This is a genomic window from Celeribacter sp. (assembly GCF_048261515.1).
Lineage (GTDB): Bacteria > Pseudomonadota > Alphaproteobacteria > Rhodobacterales > Rhodobacteraceae > Celeribacter.
In genome coordinates, this window is the sequence record NZ_JBLXFZ010000001.1 from 777,277 (window position 1) to 798,130 (window position 20,854).

Genomic DNA, 20,854 nt, shown 5'->3' on the forward strand with positions numbered 1-20,854 from the left:
AAAGGGGAAAACACGCCCCCGAAGGGACGTGTTCGTAAGGTCAACAGAGGTCGCTTATTTCGCGCCCCAGATCTTATCCTTGTTCGCTTCGACGTTCTCGCCGGTGTAGAAATCACCCGGGATCACGTTGACGCGCTCGACTTCCTTGCCGTCGAGAATGTCTGCAACCAGTTCGACCGCTTTGCGACCTGTCGCCTCGGTGCCCATGACCACGAAACCGTCCGCAACACCTTTGAGAACCGCCTGATAACCATCGTTGGAGCCGTTCACACCTGTGACGACAACGTGGCCTTCCTCGCCAACCTTATGCAGCTTGCCTGCGTCGGTCAGCACGGTTTCGACGGCTGGGATATGAGTGTCCGTGGCGGCGAAAACGGCGTGAACTTCGGGGTTTGCCTGAAATGCGTTCTGCGTGCCTGACAGTGCTCGGGCGGAGTCCCAATCGGTGGGCACTTCGACGAGGCGGACGTTTTCAAGGCTGGCGATGCCTTCGCGGAAGCCTTTGGAGCGGTCGATGCCGTTCTGGTCGTTGAGCGCGCCGATCAACTCGACGATGACTTTTTCGCCTTCGACACCGGCCAAAGCCTCAGCGGCGTATTCACCTGCGAGACGGCCGTCAAAGGTGGAGTCCGGGCCGACGAAAGCCTGAACCACACGGCTGTCGGGCAGGTCGCGATCATAGGCCACAACAGGAATGCCCGCCTTTTTCGCCGCCATCAAAGCGCGTTCGATGGTGTTTTGATCCACAGCGCAGACGAGGATTGCATCCACTTTCTGCGTGATAAGTGACTGAATTTGCGCATTTTGTTGTTGTGCGTCGCCATCGGCGACGACCTCGACGACTTCAAACCCACGGTCGGAGGCTTCGGCCTTGATCCCGTTATTCACAGCAACGCGGCTTTCGAATAGCTGGTCGACGGACAGGCCGATCTTGATGTCGTCGGCAAAAGCACTCGTCGCGGCGGTGATGGCGATTGTTGCAATCGCGCCCAGTAATTTCTTCATATTTCTCTCCCTAAGTTACTCTAAAGTCGCGCAATTTGCGACACCGCGGCACTCCTCCTACGGCCAGCAGAATCATACGGACTTTCGCTCCACTTGCATATTTACAAGTTACTTACATATTTGCAATCACCGATTTCCGGCAAGACATGCCGAAATCCGACCGACACCCTCCATATTGTCATACCAAACAACCATTAACTGTGACCTGCATCGCGGTGAAACCCACATATATTAGGAAGAAATCGGACGACCCCCCCCCAATATGGTCATACCATATAGTGACATTTCACTCGGTCAACTCTCAATGGGAGGAAAAATGGGATAAATTGTCAGCCCAAACTAAAAGCACCGCATCGCTTGGCGCGGTGGCGGGTTTCGTCGGATCAGATACGCAAGACAACAGGCAGCTCCCCCCCTTCCGCTGCACGGAAGCGAGGGCCACACACACCCCGAAAACGGTGTCTGCTATCTGTCGGACATGTGTCGGACATCTGTCGGGCACGATGCCCGACAATGCACGAAACCGCGCTAGGCCGGCGCGGGTGCCATCGCACCGAGGACCGCCTCGGTATCCGCCCCAAGGCGCGGGGCCGCTTTGGGGTTGGCCACCGTTTTCCCGTCGATGCGGAAGGGGCAGCAGGTCGTCTGCGCCTGCGCACCATCGGGGGCGGTGATCGACTGCACCTTGTCGAGCGCCTTGAAGCCGTCGGTAGCGACGAATTCGGGCCAGTCGAGAACGGGCGCGCACCAGATGCCCGCAGGCTCAAGAATGTCGAGCCACGCCTGCGTGGTCTTGCCTGCGAAATACCGCGCGACGATGGCCTTGATCTCGTCGAGCTTCTCGAAAGCCTCCGACTGATCATAGGCCGCAATCTCGGGCGCATCGAGCAATTCGGCCACCGTCGCCAGCGGCGTCATGGCGAAGGCGAGATAACCGTCGGCGGTCTTGTAAATGCCGTAGGGGGCGGGCTGATAGGGATTGGCGTTGCCGATCTCGTGCCGCTTGGGCGCGCGCCCGTTGTCGTTGAGAAAACAGGTAAGCTGCTCGGAGGTCATATCAAGCGCTGCGGACATCAGGTCCACCTCGACCAGACCGCCCTTCCCGCTCACCGAACGGCGCAAGAGACAGGCCAGAATGCCCTGCACCAGATTGCCCGCCGTTGCCACGTCGAGCATGGCAAAGCCCGTGGGCACAGGACCATCGCTCGCATTGCCGTTGAGCCACGCGATCCCCGAGAGCGATTGCACCAGAAGATCCTGGCCTGGCTTGCCGACCCACGGCCCCGTGGTGCCGTAGCCGGACACCGCGCCGTAAACCAGACGCGGGTTCAATTCGCGCACGGCCTCATAGCCCAGACCGATCCGCTCCATCACGCCGGGGCGGAAGTTGTGGATCATCACATCGGCGCTTTCGATCAGGGCGCGCACGCGGGCGAGGTCGGCCTCGTCCTTGAGGTTGGCCGCCACGCTTTTCTTGCCACGGTTGAAGGTGTGGAAGACGAGACTGTCCTGATCGAAGGTCTGACCGTTTACCACCATCGACCGACACAGATCGCCGCCCGCGGGGCGCTCGATCTTGATCACCTCAGCACCGAGATCGGCCAGACGCATGGCAGCAACGGGGCCAGCGAGGAATTGGGCGAAGTCGAGGACGCGCAGTCCTGCGAGTGGCAAATCGAGTTGATCGTGCGTGATGGCGTCCGGCATGGGAGCTCCTGTGGGTTACGCGCCCGCCGTGGTCTGGTTGTCCTCTTGCGAGATGAAACCGAGCGATTTCGACAACTCAAGCGCGGCGGTGCGGATCATGGTGAGGGATTCTTCGGCGGTGGTTGGCGTGTCGGCTTGTTCGATAAAGCCGCAGGTGATGGTGGCAACAACGCCCGAACTATCAAAGACAGGCACACAGAGGTTGCGCACGCCCATGACCATCGTTGAGGGCGTATCCTCATGACCGTTGGCACGGATCGTAGAAAGACGATCACGCAATTCGGCCTCGGGAAGGGCATCCTGTGCGCGGATATAAGCGTCCTGAACCTCGGGCGATGAATAGGCGAGAACCACATGACCGGAACTGGTTCTCTCGACGGGAAAGGTCGCGCCTGTACGTACGGCATAGCCTGCGGGGCGCGGGCTGCGTACGGAGGCCAGCACCAGAACCTGATCGCCATTGAGCACACCAAGGTGGCACGATTGCACGGTTCGCGCGGCAATATCCTCAAGCAGGGGCAGCGCCGCCTGTATCAACCGCTCGGTCGGATCGTGGCGGTGCGACAACTCAAAAAGCCGCAGGGTGAGGGAATATTTATTCGTATGCTTGTCCTGGAAGAGGTAGCCGCGATCCGCCAGATAGACGACGACGCGGTAAATTTCGCCCATTGTGCGTCCCAAGGCATCCACGATCTCGTTCATGGTCAGGCCCTCGGGGGAGCCCGCCAACAACTCGATCACATCGAGGGCCTTGGCCACGGCGGGAACGGCAGTCTTCTCGGTCTTTTTTGACTTGGCCGATTGCGCACTGGCCTCGGCCGTTTTGGCTGTTTTGCTCATCGTTTCACTCCTCAAGCGTGGAGCGGAGCTTAGCCTGTTCGACCTTGGCGAAACAGAGGGACATGAGTTCATTCTCGTTGCGCAGACCCTGTTCGATGGACAGGTCCATCGCAGAGCGCACGGCGCGCTTGACGGCTTGGGTCGCAACAGGGGAATAGCCCGCGATCTGTGCAGCAACCTCACGGGCCTTTTCGACCTCCTGCCCGTCCTCGACGAGGTATTCGACCATGCCGATATCCGCAGCCTCTTGGGCGGAGAATCGATCCCCCGTGAGCAGGATTTTCATCGCCGCGCCATAGCCGCACATGCGGGTGATGTGTTGGGCAGCACCCCCTGCGCCGTTCCAGCCCAGTTGCACCTCGGGCGCGGAGAAGGTGGTGTTTTTGGCCACGACACGCAGATCACAGGCCAGCGCGATTTCCAGACCACCGCCCAGCGCCCAGCCCTTGACCGCCGCGATGGCGGGTTTGCGCAAGCCTAGGATGGGCGGAATATAGTCGAAACGATTGCGCCACGCCCAGAAATCCTCGTAGCCGTCGAGCGCGGAAATATCAGATCCCGCACAGAAGGCCCGCTCGCCCGCGCCGCGAAAGATCACGGCATGAATATCAGTATCCTCGTCGGCTTTCGCACAGCATTCGGCGATCTGGCGATACATCTGCGGGGTGAGGGCATTGTGCTTTTTCGGGCGGTCGAGAACAATCTCCCCCACCACACCATTGCGTTCGAGATGCACATAACCATCTGATGTATCGGTCATAATTACTTCCAGACTTTTCAAAAACCTGCACCACCCGCCACTGAAAACCTCGCGGAGAGGTGCCTTTGTCTCATGTGTTAGCATGTCGTTTTCTTATTTAAAAGTTATTTTTATACTTGCAAATAAATTGGAATCTGATGAGGCTAGGGCTGTTCTCAAACAGCGAGGCTAGATGAATGACCCTCAAAGGAATGACATGGGACCACCCGCGTGGTGTTGATCCGGTCGTCGCCGCCTCGGCGGTCTATGCGCAGAAAACCGGCGTCGAGATCACGTGGGACAAGCGGTCTCTGCAAGCCTTTGCCGACGAACCCGTAACCGAACTGGCGAAGCGCTATGATTTTATCGTGCTCGACCATCCGCATGTCGGGCAGATCGCGGAGGCGGGTGCCTTGGTGCCCCTGCCTATGCCTGACGACGCCAGTGCCTCGCTCGGAGGATCGGCGGAGAGCTATGTGTGGAAGGGGCAATGCTGGGCCTATGCCATTGATGCGGCGTGCCAGATGGCCGCGCGGCGGGCCGACCTTGGCGCGCCCGTGCCGAACCTGTGGGAGGATTTTCTGGGCATGGAGGCAAAGGCGTTCAAAGCGTTGACCCCGCTCCTGCCCGTCGATGCCTTTGATATGTTCATGACGCTTGTTGCAGGACGCGGGGGCGAGGTGATGCCCGTGGATGACACGCATTTTGTCTCGGACGCAAACGGGATTTACACCCTCGACGTCCTGCGCGCGCTCTATGATCTCGGCCCGTCCGAACAGGTGAAGATGAACCCGATTGCGGTGCTGGAGACCCTGACCACGACGGATGAATTTGCCTGCTCGCCCTGCCTCTTCGGCTATGTGAATTACGCCCGCAACGGGTTTCGCCCGCACAAAGTCACCTATTTCGACCTGCCGCTTTGTGACGGCTTCCCCCTGCCCCGCGCCATTCTCGGCGGCGCGGGGATCGGCGTGTCGGCCTATTCGCAACAGACGCAGGCCGCCGTGGATTTCGCCGCTTGGGTCACATCCAAACAGGTGCAATCGGGCGTCTATCTGGCCAACAACGGCCAACCCGCGCACCGCCACACATGGCTGGAGCAAGCCACGCAACCCGAGGCGGCAGGCTTCTTCAAAGGCGGGTTCCACACCATCGATAACGCATGGACGCGCCCGCGCGACGAGTGGTTTTTACACTTCGTCGATGATGTCTGCGCGATCATGACCGACTTCTTCACCAAAACCATTCCGAGCGAGGATTTCCTCAAGCAGATCAACGCTCTCTATCGTCACCACGCCAAAGGGAACTAATATGAAAACTGCTGTCATCACAGGCGGGAACAAGGGGCTTGGCCTCTATCAGTCGCGGCGCTTTCTGGACGCGGGCTATCAGGTCCATGTCGTCGCCCGCAGCCGCGCCGATTTCGACACGCTTGGCGAGAACGCCCATTTCGTCGAATGCGATGTCGCCGCCGACCGCGCCGCCGACTGGCTTGCCGATATCCATGACACGGCGGAGGGCGTTGACGTTCTGGTCAATAACGCGGGCGTCCACCTCAAAAAGCCCGTCTGGGACGTTGCCCCCGACGAGTTGGACCGCGTGCTTGATATCAACGTCCGTGCGATGTTCGCCGCTTGCGGTCGCTTCGTGACGCTCAACAAGGAACGCGGCGGGGCCATCGTCAATGTCGCCTCCATGGGCGGGATCATGGCCCTGCCCTCGGCGGCAGCTTACGTCACCGCGAAAACGGCAGTTGTAGGCCTCACCCGCTCGGTCGCTGTGGATGCAGCGCAGTTCGGCATCCGCTGCAACGCCGTCAGCCCCGGCTTCATCGACACGGACATGACCCGCGCCGTGCTGGCCAAAGACCCCGCGCGCCGCGAGAAGATCGAAGGCCGCATTCCAACAAACCGTTTCGGCCGCCCCGAAGATGTGGCCGACGCCATCCATTACCTCGCCTCCGATCAGGCCGCCTATGTCAACGGCGTCAACCTGCCCGTCGACGGCGGCTATGCCATTGGCTTTTAGGAAAGACCTCCCATGACCTTCATCGAGACCAAACTCACCGCAGCCAAGACCATCACCACCGCGCCGCAAGAGACCGACAAGCCGCTGGCCGATGGCTATGTGCGTCTCAGGCTCGCGGCGGCAAGCCTGTGCGGGACGGACCTGCATTATTTCAACCATTTCGCCAACGCGGGCTTTGTCCTCCAAAACCCTGTGACGCTTGGCCATGAAGCCTGCGCATGGGTGGTGGATGCCAATGGCTCGGACCTTGAGGAAGGCCAGTTGGTCGCGCTCAATCCGATCATGAATTGCCAGACCTGCCCCGCCTGCCTACGTGGCGAGGTGAACCTGTGCAGCAACAAGAAGTTTCCGGGATCGGCCACAACCGTGCCGCATCTCGACGGGTTCTTCCGCAGCCAGATCGATCACCCCGCCCGTTGCTGCCGCCCCGTCGCCGCAGACGTCAAACCCGAGCACCTGACCTTTGCCGAACCGATGGCCTGCGCGCTGCATTCGCTCAACAAGGGCGGCGTGAGCAAGGGGCAGAAGGTACTGGTCACGGGTTGCGGTCCAATGGGGCTTCTGGCGATTGCGGGGGCTGCGGCGCGGGGTGCGGATGTGACCGCGCTGGACCTGCGCCCCAAAACAGTCGAAATCGCGAAGGCGGCGGGCGCAAAAGAGGGGCTTGTCATCGGGGAGTTTGACGAGGCCACGCTTGCGGGTCAATTCGACGTGGTGGTCGAGGCCAGCGGCGCGATCCCTGCCTTCAACACCGCGCTCAAAGCGTTGCGCCAAAAGGGCCGCCTGTCGATCCTGTCCAACATCCAACTGCGCCAAGCGGAAGTGATACTGCATCTGGTGATGCTCAAGGAAATCGAGATCGTCGGCTCCTTCCAGTTCAACCGCGAATTCGAGGAAGCGGTGCAACTGATCGAATCCGGTCAGGTGGATTTCGACGTGCTGACGGCGGGCACCTTCCCATTGGAGCAAACTGCGGAGGCGCTGGAGATGATGGCCGCGGGGGAAGCCTTCGGGAAGATCGTTTTGCGGGGCCACGCATAGACACATGAGCGCACCGCCTGTGGAGGGGCGGTGTCACTCAAGGGAGGAAAATTCATGACTGAGACATTCGATCATATCGTTGTCGGCGGCGGCTCGGCAGGTTGCGTGGCCACCGCGCGGCTTGTGGAGAGCGGGGCCAAGGTGCTTTTGCTCGAAGGCGGACACCATCACCGCCATCCGCTTCTGGATATGCCGCCCGGTGTGTTCAAGCTGCTCAAGAACGGGTCGAAGTTCTTCAAGGACCATCAGTCCGTGCCGCAACCGCAACTGGACGGTCGCCGTGCCACGATCCCGCAGGGCAACGTTCTGGGCGGCGGGTCTTCGGTGAACGGTCAAGCCTATGTGCGTGGACGGCCTGAAGATTACAGCGCATGGAACGAGATCCTGCGCGGCAATAATGATGCGGTGAGTTGGGATTGGGAGGCGGTTCTGCCGCATTTCAAGCGGCTCGAAGGCAACACGAAATTCAACGACGACTTACACGGCTGCGACGGGCGGCTTACCGTTTCCGATCCGGGCTATATCGACGATATGGCGCGGTGGTTCGTGCAGGCCATGCAGGCGCAGGGCGAACCGTTCAATCCCGACTTCAACGGCAAGACCCAACGTGGCGTGGGCTATTTCCAGTTCACCTACAACAAGGGGCAGCGCATTTCGGCGGCCTATGCCTTCATCGACCCGATCAAGGATGATCCCAACCTGACCATTCGCCTGCAGGCGCGGGTGCAGCGGATCGTGATCGAGAACGGTCGCACGGTTGGCGTGGTCTACAAGGACGCGAAGGGCACGGTGAAAGAGGCACGGGCGGACGGGGAAATCCTGCTCACGGCGGGGGCGCTGGTGACGCCGAAGCTCATGATGCTGTCGGGGCTGGGGCCGGCGGCGCATCTGCGCGAGCACGGGATTGACGTGGTCGCGGACCTGCCCGGTGTCGGGCAGAACCTCATGGATCACCCTGATGTCTCTGTCGTGGCGCGGGCCAACGGGCCTTACGGCTACTGGAAGCAGGATCGCGGCTGGAACATGCTGCGCAACGGTCTGGAGTTCAAACTCTTCGGGCGCGGGCGGATCACGACGACGGGGCTGGAGGCGGCGTGTTTCGTCAATCCGAGCGACCCAGACGCCCTGCCCACCCATGAGGCCTATTGCATCCCCGTGATGTATCTCAACGAGGAACAGCTCAAGACCATCAAGGAAGACTACGGCGTCTCGATCCAGATGGTGCTGCTCAAACCGCACTCCAAGGGCGAGGTGCGTCTGGCCTCGGCCAATCCCGACGAGATGCCACTGGTCGATCCGCGCTTCCTCGACGATCCGCGCGACATGGCGGAAATGATCAAGGGGCTGCGCTATTTCCGCGAAACGATGGAGACGGAACCGCTGGCGAGCAAGGTGGCCGAAGTCGTCGCTCCGCTCGATATGTCCGACGAGGGATTGGCCGCGCATTGCCGCAAGGTGGTCAAGACCAACTTCCACCCCTCGGGCACGGCGAAGATGGGCGCGGACGGCGACAGGACGGCGGTGCTGGACGCGCGGATGCGGGTGCGCGGGGTTGAGGGGCTGCGCGTGTGCGACATGTCCGCCGTCCCCGACATCCCCGCAGGCAACACCAACGCCCCCGCGATGATGCTTGGCGACCGCTGCGCAGAAATGATTCTGGGCAATCTATAAAGAACACGAAAGAAATTATCGTCTATTTTGTACGACCATACAGGCAGGACGCAGTCGCCACTTGACAACTTTACGGACATTGTGTCCATTCATGTTGTTTTGGTCGTACCAAAATAGATGAAATGAGGGAGAAACACGTGCCTGCTATCGGTAAACTACTCAGAGAGAACAATATCATCTTTGTGACGCTGGCGCTTTGCCTCGTCTTCTACCTCATCAGCCCGCGCTTCATGAGCCTCGACAATATGTCGGCCATCTCGCGCCAGATCGTGCCTATCGGGCTGATCGCACTTGGCCAGTTCTTCGTGGTGGTGTCGGGCAATATCGATCTGTCTATGGGGATGGGTTCGGTTCTATTCGCCATCGTACTCGGAGTCTTCTTTGGCATGACAGGCGGGGTCGAGCTTGGCCTGATTGCGGTACTGGTCAGCTCACTTGCCCTTGGGTTCTTCAACGGCGTCCTTATCGCCAAACTCAAACTGCCCGCCTTCATCGTCACCCTGTCGATGCTGTTCATGGCACAGGGGCTATCGGGTCTCATCATCCCACGCGGGCAACAGATATTCCTGATGGGCGGATTCTTCCGCTTTCTGGGCGCGGAGAAATTCATGGGCTTTTACTGGTCCTTCCTGTTTCTCGTCGCCCTCTTTGTCATCGCCTATATCGTCTACAACCATACCCGCTGGGGCGCCTATGTCATCGCACTCGGCAACTCGGAAGAAAACGCCAAGCTCGCGGGTATCAACGTAGACCGCGTGAAGATCGGCGTGTTCATGTTCTCGGGTCTGTGCAGCGGCTTTGCGGGCATCATGCTGTCCACCCGCATGGGCTTTGTCCAACCCGGTCTCGACGGCAACGGGCTTCTGCTCGACGGCATCGCCGCCATCATCATCGGCGGCACATTGATCCTTGGAGGACGCGGCACGATTGGCGGCGCCTTCTGGGGACTTCTTTTCATCGGCATCATCAACAACTCCCTGAACCTGCTCAACGTGGAGGACGTTTGGCATCAGGTGTTCAAGGGGGCGGTGATCTTGGCTGCGCTCGGCGCGAACTGGGTGCTTTGGCAGTCCAGACAGGCCGAAGCGCAATAGCCAAGCAAAGACGTCAGAACGGGACCATCCCGCTGGCAACACTGGATTAACGAGGAGGAAAATCCAATGAAACTTTCGACAAACCTACTGGCCGCAACGGCGCTTTCAGCGCTCGGCGCGGGCGCGGCATTTGCCGCCGACGACACGCTCGACATCGTGTTCATCAACGACGGCCACGTTGCACCCTATCACGTCGCATGGCTCTCTGGCTTTGAGGATGCGATCAAAGCCTATGACGAAGCCTTCGACGATGTGAAAATCTCCGGCCACTGGCTGTCCGCCGAAGGGTCGTTGGAAAAGATGATCCAGCAAACCGAAGTGACCATTAACGAAAAACCCGACATCATGTTCGTCAACGCGATCAACGTTGATGCATTCGAGCCGCTCGTTGCCAAGGCCCAAGAGGCAGGCATCACGTGGATCGCCGTGCATTCGCCTATGGAGAGCGCGGATTACAGCTTCACCCTCGGTGATGTTGTCAACGGCACCAATCAGGGCATGGCAATCTGTGCGCTCTCGGGCGGCGAACCCTACAAGGTTGGCGTCATGCTCGGTCAGGCAGGCAACCCCTCGGGCGAGGCACGCCACGAAGGCATCATGAAAGGCATCGCGACCTGTGACAACGTTGAGGTTGTCGCCGAACAACCCGCCGACTGGGACACGGTCAAGGCGCAATCCATCGCGGAAAACTGGCTCACCCAATATCCCGATCTCAACGCGATTTCGGGCGTGACCGACGCCTATATGTATCCATCCATCGCGATTGCGACCAACAGCGGCAATACCGACATCGAATTCTTCGGCTATGACGGTGACATCCCGATCATCCAACAGATGAAAGACGGTCAGGTGAAAGCTGACATTCTCCTGTCGGGCACCCGCGAAGGCTGGAACTTCGTGCAGATGGCTTACCGCATCCACAAGGGCGAGACGCCTGACAAGGTTTACGACTTCTTCACACCGCTGGTGATGACCGAAGAGAACCACAAAATGGCCCTCGCAAACGGCTTCCCCGAAGATGTTGAAGTCTACTACGTCGATCAAGCGCTCGATGTGGCCGCGAACGGCTACCTCGAATTTGGCCCTGAAAGCGTCAAGTAGCACTCTGGCCACCGGCATCGCCTCCCTGCTGCCGGTGGTCCTTTTATAGGACAATGACCCATGACAAGCGCGACCACCAACATCGCCGATCGGCCGAAAAAGAAGCTCGACACGCTCACCCTTCGGTATTTGGTACTGATCGGGTTGATCCTCATTGCCGCCATCGGTTTCTCGATCGCCAATGACAATTTCTATTCGCTCACGAACCTCGGCATCCTGCTGCGGTCCATTTCCGTATTGTTTCTGGTCTCCATGGGGATGACCTTCATCATGCTGACGGGAGGGATTGACCTCTCGGTCGGCTCGAACGTCGCATTCGCAGGCGGGATCGGTGTGATCACCCTGACGGTGACGGGATCGGCCACGCTCGGCTTTATCGCGGCGATTGTGGCGGGCAGTTTGATCGGCCTGATCAACGGCTATTTCATTGGCAAGTTGAAGCTCTCGGCCTTCATGGTGACGCTGGCGACATTCGCCTTGGCGCGGGGGTTGGCGTTGGTGATCTATGATGCCAATTCGATCAACGTCTCCGACCCTGCCTTCCTGTGGCTCGGCGGGACAAGCTGGGGCGCGTTTCCGGTGGTCATTCCCTTTGTCGCGCTGGTCTTCGCCGCCCTGTCGGTCCTGCTTTACAAGACCACCTTCGGGCGCGATGTCTATGCAGCAGGATCGAATTTCAACACGGCCTTCGTTCTGGGTCGCCGTCCTGAACGAAAGATCATGTGGATCTACGTTCTATCAGGCGCGCTTGCGGGGCTGTCGGCGATCATCACCGTGGGGCGCGTGTCCTCGGGCCAGCCTTGGGCGGGTCTCTATCTTGAATTCGATGCCATCACCGCCGTGATCCTCGGCGGCACATCGCTCTTTGGCGGGCGGGGCAAGTTGCTCGGCACCATTCTGGGCGTTCTGCTCTATGGCATTATCATCAACGGCCTCGTTCTCACAGGGATGAACCCCTACCTGCAAAATCTCATCAAGGGGATGATCCTGTTGGGCGTGGTTCTTCTCGACACCTTTACGCAGCGGGGGAAAGCAGCATGACAAACCGCATTGACATGAAAGGGATCGGCAAGAGTTTCTTTGCCACCCGTGCGCTTGATGACGTGAATTTCTCCTGTGTCGCGGGCGAGGTCCACGCGCTCGTCGGCCTCAATGGCGCGGGGAAATCCACGCTTATGAAAATCCTCGGCGGCGTTTACCAAAAGGACGAAGGCGTCATTGAACACAATGGCAGACCTATAGAGATCACCCGCCCCGCAGATGCAGGCGCGGCAGGCATTTCGATGATCCACCAAGAGCTGTCGCTCATCAACGAATTGACCGTGGCGGGGAATATCTTTCTGGGCCGCGAACTGCGGCGCGGGTCCACACCCCTGCTCGACAAGAAAGAAATGGCCGCACAGGTGGGGCGCGAGCTGGAGCGTTTCGGTCTCGACATCGACCCCAACCGTCCCGTGCGCGAATTGAACTCGGGCGAGAAGCAGATCGTGGAGATCATCCGCGCGCTGATGTCCGACAGTTGGCTCATCGTGATGGACGAGCCGACATCGGCGCTTTCAGAGGAGGACAAGGATCGTCTGTTCCAGTTCATCGACCGGATGAAGAAAGAAGGCATCGCAATCATCTACATCTCTCACCACATGCCCGAAATTTTCTCGATTGCCGAGGAAGTGACGGTCATGCGCGACGGGCGGATCGTGCTGAACGAACGCACAGAGGACACCACCGAAGAGGCCGTCATCAACGAGATGACGGGCGAGGAGCTGGAGCATTTCGTCAAGCCGCACAAGGAAATCACCGCCGCCCCGCTTTTGTCGGTCACCGGACTGAGCAAAGGCGAGACCTATCGCGACATATCCTTTGACGTGCGGCCAGGCGAGATCGTGGTGATGACGGGGCTGCGCGGTTGTGGTGCGCCCGAACTGGCCAAGGCCATCTTTGGTCTGGATGGCGATTACAATGGCAGCATCGTCTACAAAGGCAGCCCGCTCAAACCCGGCCGTGGCCCTGCGCAGGCGGTAGCCGAGGGCATGGGACTTGTCACCGAGAACCGCGACAAAAACGGCATCCTGCCGCCGCTGTCCGTGCGTGACAACATCGCCCTGCCCTATCTGGAGAAATCCGCGCATTTCGGGCTGCTCGACGGCGCGCGGATCGACAGGCTAGTGGACAAGGCGATCAAGGACACCTCGACCAAGACCGAAAGCCCCGATCAGGAAATCCGTTTCCTCTCTGGCGGGAACAAGCAGAAAATCTGCTTCTCGCGCTGGCTCGACGAAGATCTTGACCTGCTCATCCTGCTCGAACCCACCCGCGGGATTGATGTCCATGCCAAGGCCGACATCTACCGCATCATCGAGGATCTGGCGGGACGCGGTGTCGGCATCCTGATCCTGTCCTACGAGATCGACGAGGTCATCATGTTGGCCGACCGCGTCCACACGCTCTATCAGGGACACGCGGTCTCCGAATACAGCTACCCGAATTTTGAAAAAGACCAGATGCTTGCCGACATGGCAGGCGCTGGTGTCTCTCACTGACTGAAAGGAGAACCCTCGTGTTCTACAAATGCTTCATTGACAATGAATGGGTTGAGGCATCGAACGGTGCGCGCATGGACGTGCGCAACCCCGCGACGGGCGAGACATGGGCGGAAGTGCCCGCCTGCACTCCCGCCGAAGTCGACCGCGCGATTGAAAGCTCGGCGCGGGCGCAAAAGGAATGGGCGCTTCTCCCGCCGATCAAACGCGCAGAATACATCTACAAAATCGTCGAGGGAATCGAGCGCGAGCGCGATCTGTTCGAGACGCTTCTGGTGCAAGAGCAAGGCAAGCCCAAGGCCGATGCCGCCGCCGAAGTCACCGACACGATCCGCTATTTCACCTACGCCGCCGAAGCCGCGCGTCGCCTTCGCGGGGATATCTTCCCCTCCGACAATCCACGCGAACAGCTCTTCATCTACAAGGTGCCTTACGGCGTGACCCTTGGCCTGTGCGCTTACAACTATCCGCTCGCCCTGATCGGGCGCAAAGCGGGTCCGGCGCTGATCACGGGCAACACCATGATCCTCAAACCCCATGAAGCCACGCCTGTGACGGCCTCGGTCTTCTGCCGCATCTGCGAGGAAGCGGGTCTTCCTGCGGGCGTGATCAACATGGTCACGGGGACAGGTGCCGACGTGGGCGCCCCCCTCGTCGAAAGCCCCACCGTGCGCATGATCACCCTCACGGGCTCGATCCGCGCAGGCCAGATGGTGCAGGCGGCCTCGGCCAAGAACATCACCGCGCTCTCGCTCGAATTGGGCGGCTCGGCCCCTTTCATCGTGCTCAAAGACGCCGATATCGACGCCGCCGCCGAAGCCTGCGCCATCGCACGTTTTGCCAATGCGGGTCAGGTCTGCATCTGCTCGGAGTCCGTTCTGGTCGAAGATGCCGTGGCCGATGAGTTCACCGAAAAACTGCTCGAACACGTCTCGAAGATCAAACTCGGCGACCCGATGACCAACGGCGGCATGGGTCCGATCACCACGCCCGATGCTCTGGCACGAGTCGAGAAAATCGTGGCGGCCTCTGTCGCGGGTGGCGCGAGAATCGCGGCGGGCGGCAAACGTCCCGACAACGCACCTTTTGAGGGTGGCAACTGGTTTGAACCCACGGTGCTTGTCGATGCCACACCGGAAACGGCAGCGGTGAAAGAGGAAATCTTCGGCCCTGTCCTGCCCGTTGTGCGGGTGAAGGACTACGAAGAGGCGCTTGCCATTGCCAATGACCGTCCCGATGGTCTGTCGGCCTATCTATGGACCCAGAACCCGAGCGTCTACATGGACGCGATCCAGCGGATGGAGACGGGCACGATCTTCCTCAACACGGGGATCATCGGCTACATTCAGGGCTACCACAACGGCCACAAGCTCAGCGGTGTGGGTGGCGAAGATGGCGTCCACGGGCTTGAGTGCTACATGCAAAAACGCACGGTTTATCAGCGCTACTAAGCGCCGGTCCCTTTTAGAACCAACGATGGACCGCCTCACACGAGGCGGTCCATTGCGTTTCAGGCCTCCGACTCGCCGAAGGTGGAGCTCACCTGCGTCCAGGCATTTTCGAGGTGCTCGACCAATGCCTTCTCGGCAGCATCGGGATCGCGCATCAGGATCGCGTCAAAAATATCCTTGTGCGCTTGATAATTGCGCGCGTTGCGTTCCTTGAGTCGGGGCATTTGTGACCAATGCGGCTCAAGCCACGTGGTATAAGCCCGATGCACCGCAAGAAGCGCGGGGTTGCCCGAAATCTTGTAAAGAACGTTATGAAACGCCTTGTCGGTGGCGTAAAATTCGTCGCTGTCTTCCATCGCCGCCTCATTGGCCTCAAGGGCCGCTTTAAGATCGGCAATGTCCTCCTTACGCGCGGTTAGAGCCGCCTGACGGGCCAGTGCCCCTTCGATCAGCACGCGGGTATCAAAGAGGTTCTTCACCCCGTCCTTCGTGGTCAGCAGGTTGGGGACGATGCCGCTAAGCACATCCACCGCACCGTCATAGCCGGGCTTGCGCACAACAGGACGAAAGCGTGGGCGTGCCTCGACCAAACCGCGCGACGAGAGAATGCGCACCGCCTCGCGCACCACCGTGCGGGAGATGCCGAATTCCTCCATCAGATCGCGCTCTGGCGGTAGGGGCTGCCCCTCGACTAACTCGCGCGTTCGAATCCGTTTCTCGATCTCGGTCACCACCTGATCGGAAGCGCGATGCGCCGCATTCTGTCCTGTCATGTTGCGTTTCCTGCCTGTCTTTTTCGGGTCTCTTCGGGTTTCCCGCCCCAGCAAAATGGGCGAGCCTGATTTTTAGTACAACAAAATATAGAGATTGTGGAGTTCCTGTTGACTCTCTGCGCCTCTGACGGATAGTTAGATCTTGTTTGGTCCGACCAAAATAGAGAGGCAACATGTCTACAAACACCCAAGACACGCGCATCACCGCCATTGACGTCCAACTCTTTGACGTCCCTCTCGCCGAGGTTCTCACCGACGCGAAACATGGTGATCACACGCATTTCGAACTCGTCTGCGCCACCGTGCGGCTCGCCGATGGCTCGTCAGGGACGGGATATACCTACACGGGTGGCAAGGGCGGGCGCGCGATTGCGGCGATGATAGAGCATGACCTGACGCCTTTTTTGGTTGGCAAGGACGCCAGCGACATCGATGCGCTCTATGACGGGATGCAATGGCATGTGCATTACGTCGCGCGTGGCGGGATCGCCTCCTTTGCCATCTCCGCTGTGGACATTGCCTTGTGGGATCTGCGCGGCAAACGCACGGGCCAGCCCCTTTGGAAAATGGCAGGCGGAGACAGTGACCGTTGCCGCGCCTATGCGGGCGGGATCGACCTCAACTTCCCCTTGCCCAAGCTACTCGACAGCATTCGCGGCTATCTCGACCGAGGCTTCAATGCCGTGAAGATCAAAATCGGCCGGCCCACCCTCGCCGAGGACGTGGAGCGCGTGCGCGCCGTGCGCGAGCTGATCGGACCAGATATGCCTTTCATGGTGGACGCCAACTATTCGATGAGTGTTGACCAGGCAATAGAGGCCGCAAAAGCCTTTGAACCCTATAACCTGACATGGTTCGAGGAGCCGACAATCCCCGACGACTACAAAGGCTTCGGCCGCATCGCAGAGGCCACCTCCATCCCGCTGGCCATGGGCGAGAACCTTCATACGATCCACGAATTCGAATACGCGGTCGACGACGCCAAACTGGGCTACCTCCAGCCTGACGCCTCCAACTGTGGCGGCGTCACGGGCTGGCTCAGAGCGGCGGCATTGGGTCGCAAACACGGGATTTCCATCTGCTCCCACGGGATGCAGGAACTCCACGTCAGCCTCGTCTCGGGCCAGCCCGACGCCGAGTGGATTGAGGTCCATTCCTTCCCCATTGACGAATACACAACCCGTCCCCTCGTGGTCGAAGACCACATGGCCGTTGCCCCCTCCGAAGCAGGGATCGGCGTCACGTTTGACTGGGACAAACTCCAAGCCGCACATGAGGAGATGCACAAATGAGCACCCCTAAGATTAACGCCGCCTTCTACCGCGGGAACAGGCAGTTTGTTGTCGAGCAGATCGAGGCAGCGCCGCCCGCTGCGGGGCAGGCGCGGTTGCGGATTGCCTATTGCGGGATTTGCGGGACCGACATGCACGTCTTCCACGGCAACATGGATGCCCGCGTGGGCACCAACCGCACCATCGGACACGAAATGTCGGCCACGGTGGAATCCGTCGGTGAAGGCGTCTCTCAGGATTTGGTCGGACAAAACGTTGTCGTCCGCCCGCTTGATCCCTGCGGAAACTGCCCTGCCTGCAAGGCGGGACATTCCCATATCTGCCATAACCAGAAGTTCCTCGGCCTCGACACAGATGGCGCGATGCAGGAGCTTTGGAACGTGCCCGCCCACACGCTGCACAAACTGCCTGACGGGTTGCGTCTCGACCATGCGGCGCTGATCGAACCTGTCGCTGTGGCCTGCCACGATGTGCGCATGTCGGGTCTGAAGGCGGGCGAGGATGTTGTCGTGATCGGCGGCGGCCCCATCGGCATTCTCGTGGCGATGGTTGCCCGTGATGCGGGCGGCAATGTGGTAATCTCTGAAGTGAACCCCAACCGCCTCGCCATTGCACAAAAGCTCGGGTTCGACACCGTGAACCCCGCCGAAGTGGACCTCAAGGAAGAGATCAACGCACGCACCGGCACCAAGGGCGCTGATGTGGTCTTTGAAGTCTCGGGCACCCAGCCCGGCGTCGACGCCATGACCGCCGTGGCCGCCACCCGCGCCCGCATCGTCATGGTCGCAATCCACGCCAAGAAGCCAGAGATCGACATGTTCCAGTTCTTCTGGCGTGAGTTGCAGCTGATCGGCGCGCGGGTCTATGAGCCAGAGGACTACGAGAAGGCCATCGCGATCATCGCCTCCGGCGGTGTCGATGCGGAAACCATCATCACCGACGTGGCCCCGCTGTCCGATATTCAGGCCGCCTTTGAAGCCCTCGACAGCAGCCCGACCGCCATGAAAAGCCTTATCAAAGTGGGAGCAGACGCATGAGCATCCTCAAAACCTTCGACCTGACAGGAAAAACCGCACTGGTGACAGGTGCCAAACGCGGCATCGGGCGCGGCATTGCGCAAGGTCTGGCCTCGGCGGGCGCGGATATCATCGGTGTGTCCGCCACGCTGGAGCTGGAAGGCTCCGAGGTGGAGAAATCTGTCACTGCCATGGGGCGCAAGTTTACCGCCTACCAATGCGATTTCTCCGACCGTGCCGCCGTTCATGCCTTTGCCAAGGCGATCGAGGATGACGGCCACGCGCCCGATATCCTCGTGAACAACGCGGGCACCATCAAGCGCAAACCCGCCGCCGAACATCCCGACGAATGGTGGGACGAGGTGATCGACGTGAACCTCTCGGCGCAGTTCGTGCTGAGCCGCGAAATCGGGCGCGGCATGCTGGCACGCGGGTCGGGCAAAATCATCTTCACCGCCTCGCTGCTGACCTTCCAAGGCGGCATCACCGTGCCGGGCTACGCGGCCTCAAAGGGCGGAATCGGCCAGTTGACCAAGGCGCTCGCCAACGAATGGGCAGGTCAGGGCATCAACGTCAACGCCATCGCACCGGGCTATATCACCACCGACAACACGCAGGCGCTGCAAGACGATCCCGCGCGCTCCAAAGCGATCCTTGAGCGCATCCCGCAAGGCCGCTGGGGCAAGCCCGAAGACTTCGCCGGCCCCGCCGTCTTCCTAGCCTCCGACGCCTCCGACTACATCAACGGTGAAATCCTTGTCGTCGATGGCGGATGGATGGGGCGGTGAGCATTCACTCTTTGCCGCACAATATTGTAGACATGTACGGACTCTCGGAACACTTCCTGTAAATTACCCAATTTGGGGTGGAGGAAGTTTCTATGACGAACGAAGAACGTGACATTCAACGCAAGTTTAGAGTGCTCCACCATGCTGAAAAGATCGGCAACGTACGCAAAACATGTCGATATTTTGGGATCAGGCCGCCGCATGAAAAATCCTGGGACACCAGGTTTGACAATAGCTCGCATAGAATTTAGTCCCCGTTTTTGCGTAGAAATTCTCTTCTGTTTCTCTAAAGGTGAAAAATGAAATCCGTGTTATCCATATCCTCCCTTATGGTGCTTTGTGCATCCGCGACATTTGCAGGCAATTTGGTTGAGCCTGTGATAGAAAGGACTCCTGTCGTTACTCAGGCTGCCGTCGCTCCCAATTGGACTGGTGCTTATGCTGGTGGAAACCTCGCTTGGGCGCAAAGTGACGTCATTGCTCCGGATGGTGCGCTCCCTGGCTCTTCAGGGGACACAACCTTGATAGATTTCGATGGTATGACAGGCGCTCTGCGCGCTGGATACGACTGGCAGTTTTCTAAGGTTATTGTCGGTGTAGGCCTTGAGTACGGTGTAGGCTCACTTGACGGCGTCGGTGGAGCGAGTGTTGGCCTTGATATTTTTGAATACGAGATTGATAAGATGGCGAGTGTGTTTGCTCGCGTCGGTTATGACGCAGGAAACTGGCTTCCATATGTGCTTGCAGGGTATACTCAAGCTGAGTTTTCAGAGACTGTGATTAGCTCAGGAGTACTACTCGGTACTCGTGACTTGGACGGTATAACGATGGGGCTGGGCGTGGAACGGCGCATTACGGATCGGTGGACCGCTTACGCCGAGTGGAGTTATACAGATTTTGACGAAGTTTTTGAGGCCAGTTTCGAAAACGAGATGGATATGAGCCAAGTTAAACTGGGTGTTAATTATAGTTTCTGATTGCAAATGAATGGGTGGTGCCTCTGCTGAGATTTTGTTGATTTACAACGTGAGCTCAGTCTGACTAGAAACTTCCCCCAATCGTCGTCCACCCTGTCCGCCGCCAAGCCCTGCTTGCTATAGATGCGGACAGGGCGGACGGCAAATAGCTTAGGTTTTGCTTTGCGGAGCTATGAGTGAAACTGGCTTCTGAGATATCCTTGGGTTTGTAGACGCTTTGCTTGGTAATTTGGGAACCAAGGAGAGGCGGTTATGAACAAGAGAGTTCGGTTTTCGAATGAGATTAAGCAGGATGCCGGGGCGCAGGCCGAGCGATTTCAGCGAATGTCTGGTCTCCGCCCGCACTTCGGAATGCCTCTGGTGCTGTAGCTGCGCAAGTCTTGTTCGCCTCGAGTTGGCTTCTACCGTTAAACGGTTCTCGCATGAATGTCCGCTCTGGGCCGTTCGCCCCATCAAGGCGGCCCGCTGACCACGACTTTGCAAAGGTCGCCATCTGCGCATAGCTGCCGTTCTGGACAAATTCATTGAATGACCGCTGTCAGCTGCCGTTCGTGCAGGGCGCAGCGAATGTCTGCTGCTCGCCCCAAGTTGTTCAGGAACAAATTTGATGAGGTATAATATGTGATCGCTGACCGCCACAGTGCGCGTAGTAAACAGGTAAGATGCGGGTTTGCTTTTGCTCAGTTCACGTTCCGCTTCCAGCTTTGGTTTCCAAAAGAGGTTGCGATATTTGCATTGGTTCAGATGCTGCCATGCAGCGCAAATTTGCGTTTTGTAGAACTGCAATAGCG

General features: G+C 59.1%; 19 protein-coding genes. 13 read left to right on the forward strand and 6 right to left on the reverse strand.

Annotation, left to right across the window (positions count from 1 at the left end; all coding sequences use genetic code 11):
- Positions 1-54: 54 nt before the first annotated feature.
- The 4 genes from ACN0SC_RS03805 to ACN0SC_RS03820 form a co-directional block, all read right to left on the reverse strand.
- Positions 55-1,005 (reverse strand): sugar ABC transporter substrate-binding protein, encoded by a 951-nt coding sequence (locus ACN0SC_RS03805; RefSeq protein WP_417248323.1) that lies wholly within the window; start codon positions 1,003-1,005, stop codon positions 55-57.
- Positions 1,006-1,533: 528 nt separating this feature from the next.
- On the reverse strand, positions 1,534-2,712 hold the full coding sequence (locus tag ACN0SC_RS03810) for a CaiB/BaiF CoA transferase family protein (RefSeq protein WP_417248324.1): 1,179 nt from the start codon (positions 2,710-2,712) through the stop codon (positions 1,534-1,536).
- 15 nt (positions 2,713-2,727) lie between these two features.
- On the reverse strand, positions 2,728-3,552 hold the full coding sequence (locus ACN0SC_RS03815) for an IclR family transcriptional regulator (RefSeq protein ID WP_417248325.1): 825 nt from the start codon (positions 3,550-3,552) through the stop codon (positions 2,728-2,730).
- Positions 3,553-3,556: 4 nt separating this feature from the next.
- Entirely contained in the window at positions 3,557-4,312 is a 756-nt protein-coding gene (locus ACN0SC_RS03820) for an enoyl-CoA hydratase/isomerase family protein (RefSeq protein ID WP_417248326.1), read from the reverse strand.
- Between the two features lie 176 nt (positions 4,313-4,488).
- Here ACN0SC_RS03820 and ACN0SC_RS03825 point away from each other — a divergent pair, with 176 nt between their 5' ends.
- From ACN0SC_RS03825 to ACN0SC_RS03865, 9 genes are all read left to right on the forward strand, one after another.
- Positions 4,489-5,601, forward strand: coding sequence for an extracellular solute-binding protein (locus ACN0SC_RS03825; protein ID WP_417248327.1), 1,113 nt, complete (start codon positions 4,489-4,491; stop codon positions 5,599-5,601).
- Between the two features lies 1 nt (position 5,602).
- The gene (locus ACN0SC_RS03830; protein ID WP_417248328.1) at positions 5,603-6,319 is read left to right on the forward strand and encodes an SDR family NAD(P)-dependent oxidoreductase; all 717 of its coding nucleotides are present in this window, start codon (positions 5,603-5,605) and stop codon (positions 6,317-6,319) included.
- 12 nt (positions 6,320-6,331) lie between these two features.
- Positions 6,332-7,360: a zinc-binding dehydrogenase gene (locus tag ACN0SC_RS03835; protein WP_417248329.1), complete on the forward strand. Its 1,029-nt coding sequence runs from the start codon at positions 6,332-6,334 to the stop codon at positions 7,358-7,360.
- A 54-nt stretch (positions 7,361-7,414) separates the two neighbouring features.
- Entirely contained in the window at positions 7,415-9,031 is a 1,617-nt protein-coding gene (locus tag ACN0SC_RS03840; protein WP_417248330.1) for a GMC family oxidoreductase, read from the forward strand.
- A 137-nt stretch (positions 9,032-9,168) separates the two neighbouring features.
- Entirely contained in the window at positions 9,169-10,125 is a 957-nt protein-coding gene (locus tag ACN0SC_RS03845) for an ABC transporter permease (RefSeq protein ID WP_417248331.1), read from the forward strand.
- Positions 10,126-10,191: 66 nt separating this feature from the next.
- Entirely contained in the window at positions 10,192-11,226 is a 1,035-nt protein-coding gene (locus tag ACN0SC_RS03850) for a sugar ABC transporter substrate-binding protein (RefSeq protein WP_417248332.1), read from the forward strand.
- A gap of 60 nt (positions 11,227-11,286) precedes the next feature.
- Positions 11,287-12,267, forward strand: a complete 981-nt coding sequence (locus tag ACN0SC_RS03855; RefSeq protein WP_417248333.1) for an ABC transporter permease — start codon at positions 11,287-11,289, stop codon at positions 12,265-12,267.
- Positions 12,264-13,766: a sugar ABC transporter ATP-binding protein gene (locus ACN0SC_RS03860; RefSeq protein ID WP_417248334.1), complete on the forward strand. Its 1,503-nt coding sequence runs from the start codon at positions 12,264-12,266 to the stop codon at positions 13,764-13,766. The genes ACN0SC_RS03855 and ACN0SC_RS03860 overlap by 4 nt, the downstream gene beginning before the upstream one ends.
- A 17-nt stretch (positions 13,767-13,783) precedes the next feature.
- Positions 13,784-15,217, forward strand: a complete 1,434-nt coding sequence (locus tag ACN0SC_RS03865) for an aldehyde dehydrogenase family protein (RefSeq protein WP_417248335.1) — start codon at positions 13,784-13,786, stop codon at positions 15,215-15,217.
- A 59-nt stretch (positions 15,218-15,276) separates the two neighbouring features.
- On the opposite strand, the gene ACN0SC_RS03870 is transcribed toward ACN0SC_RS03865, so the two are convergent.
- Positions 15,277-15,990 carry a FadR/GntR family transcriptional regulator gene (locus ACN0SC_RS03870; RefSeq protein WP_417248336.1) on the reverse strand — a complete coding sequence of 238 codons (714 nt, stop codon included), beginning with the start codon at positions 15,988-15,990 and terminating at the stop codon, positions 15,277-15,279.
- Between the two features lie 173 nt (positions 15,991-16,163).
- Here ACN0SC_RS03870 and ACN0SC_RS03875 point away from each other — a divergent pair, with 173 nt between their 5' ends.
- The 4 genes from ACN0SC_RS03875 (at position 16,164) to ACN0SC_RS03890 (ending at position 20,063) form a co-directional block, all read left to right on the forward strand.
- A complete protein-coding gene (locus ACN0SC_RS03875) occupies positions 16,164-17,282 on the forward strand; it encodes a mandelate racemase/muconate lactonizing enzyme family protein (RefSeq protein ID WP_417248337.1) in 1,119 nt (372 codons plus the stop codon).
- A complete protein-coding gene (locus ACN0SC_RS03880; protein WP_417248338.1) occupies positions 17,279-18,319 on the forward strand; it encodes a zinc-dependent alcohol dehydrogenase in 1,041 nt (346 codons plus the stop codon). Before ACN0SC_RS03875 ends, ACN0SC_RS03880 begins: the two co-directional genes overlap by 4 nt.
- 2 nt (positions 18,320-18,321) lie before the next feature.
- The gene (locus ACN0SC_RS03885; RefSeq protein ID WP_417248551.1) at positions 18,322-19,086 is read left to right on the forward strand and encodes an SDR family oxidoreductase; all 765 of its coding nucleotides are present in this window, start codon (positions 18,322-18,324) and stop codon (positions 19,084-19,086) included.
- 299 nt (positions 19,087-19,385) lie between these two features.
- Positions 19,386-20,063, forward strand: coding sequence for an outer membrane protein (locus ACN0SC_RS03890; protein WP_417248339.1), 678 nt, complete (start codon positions 19,386-19,388; stop codon positions 20,061-20,063).
- A gap of 150 nt (positions 20,064-20,213) precedes the next feature.
- Here the strand turns inward: ACN0SC_RS03890 and ACN0SC_RS03895 are convergent, their stop codons facing one another.
- A complete protein-coding gene (locus tag ACN0SC_RS03895) occupies positions 20,214-20,849 on the reverse strand; it encodes a hypothetical protein (protein WP_417248340.1) in 636 nt (211 codons plus the stop codon).
- Positions 20,850-20,854 lie beyond the last annotated feature (5 nt).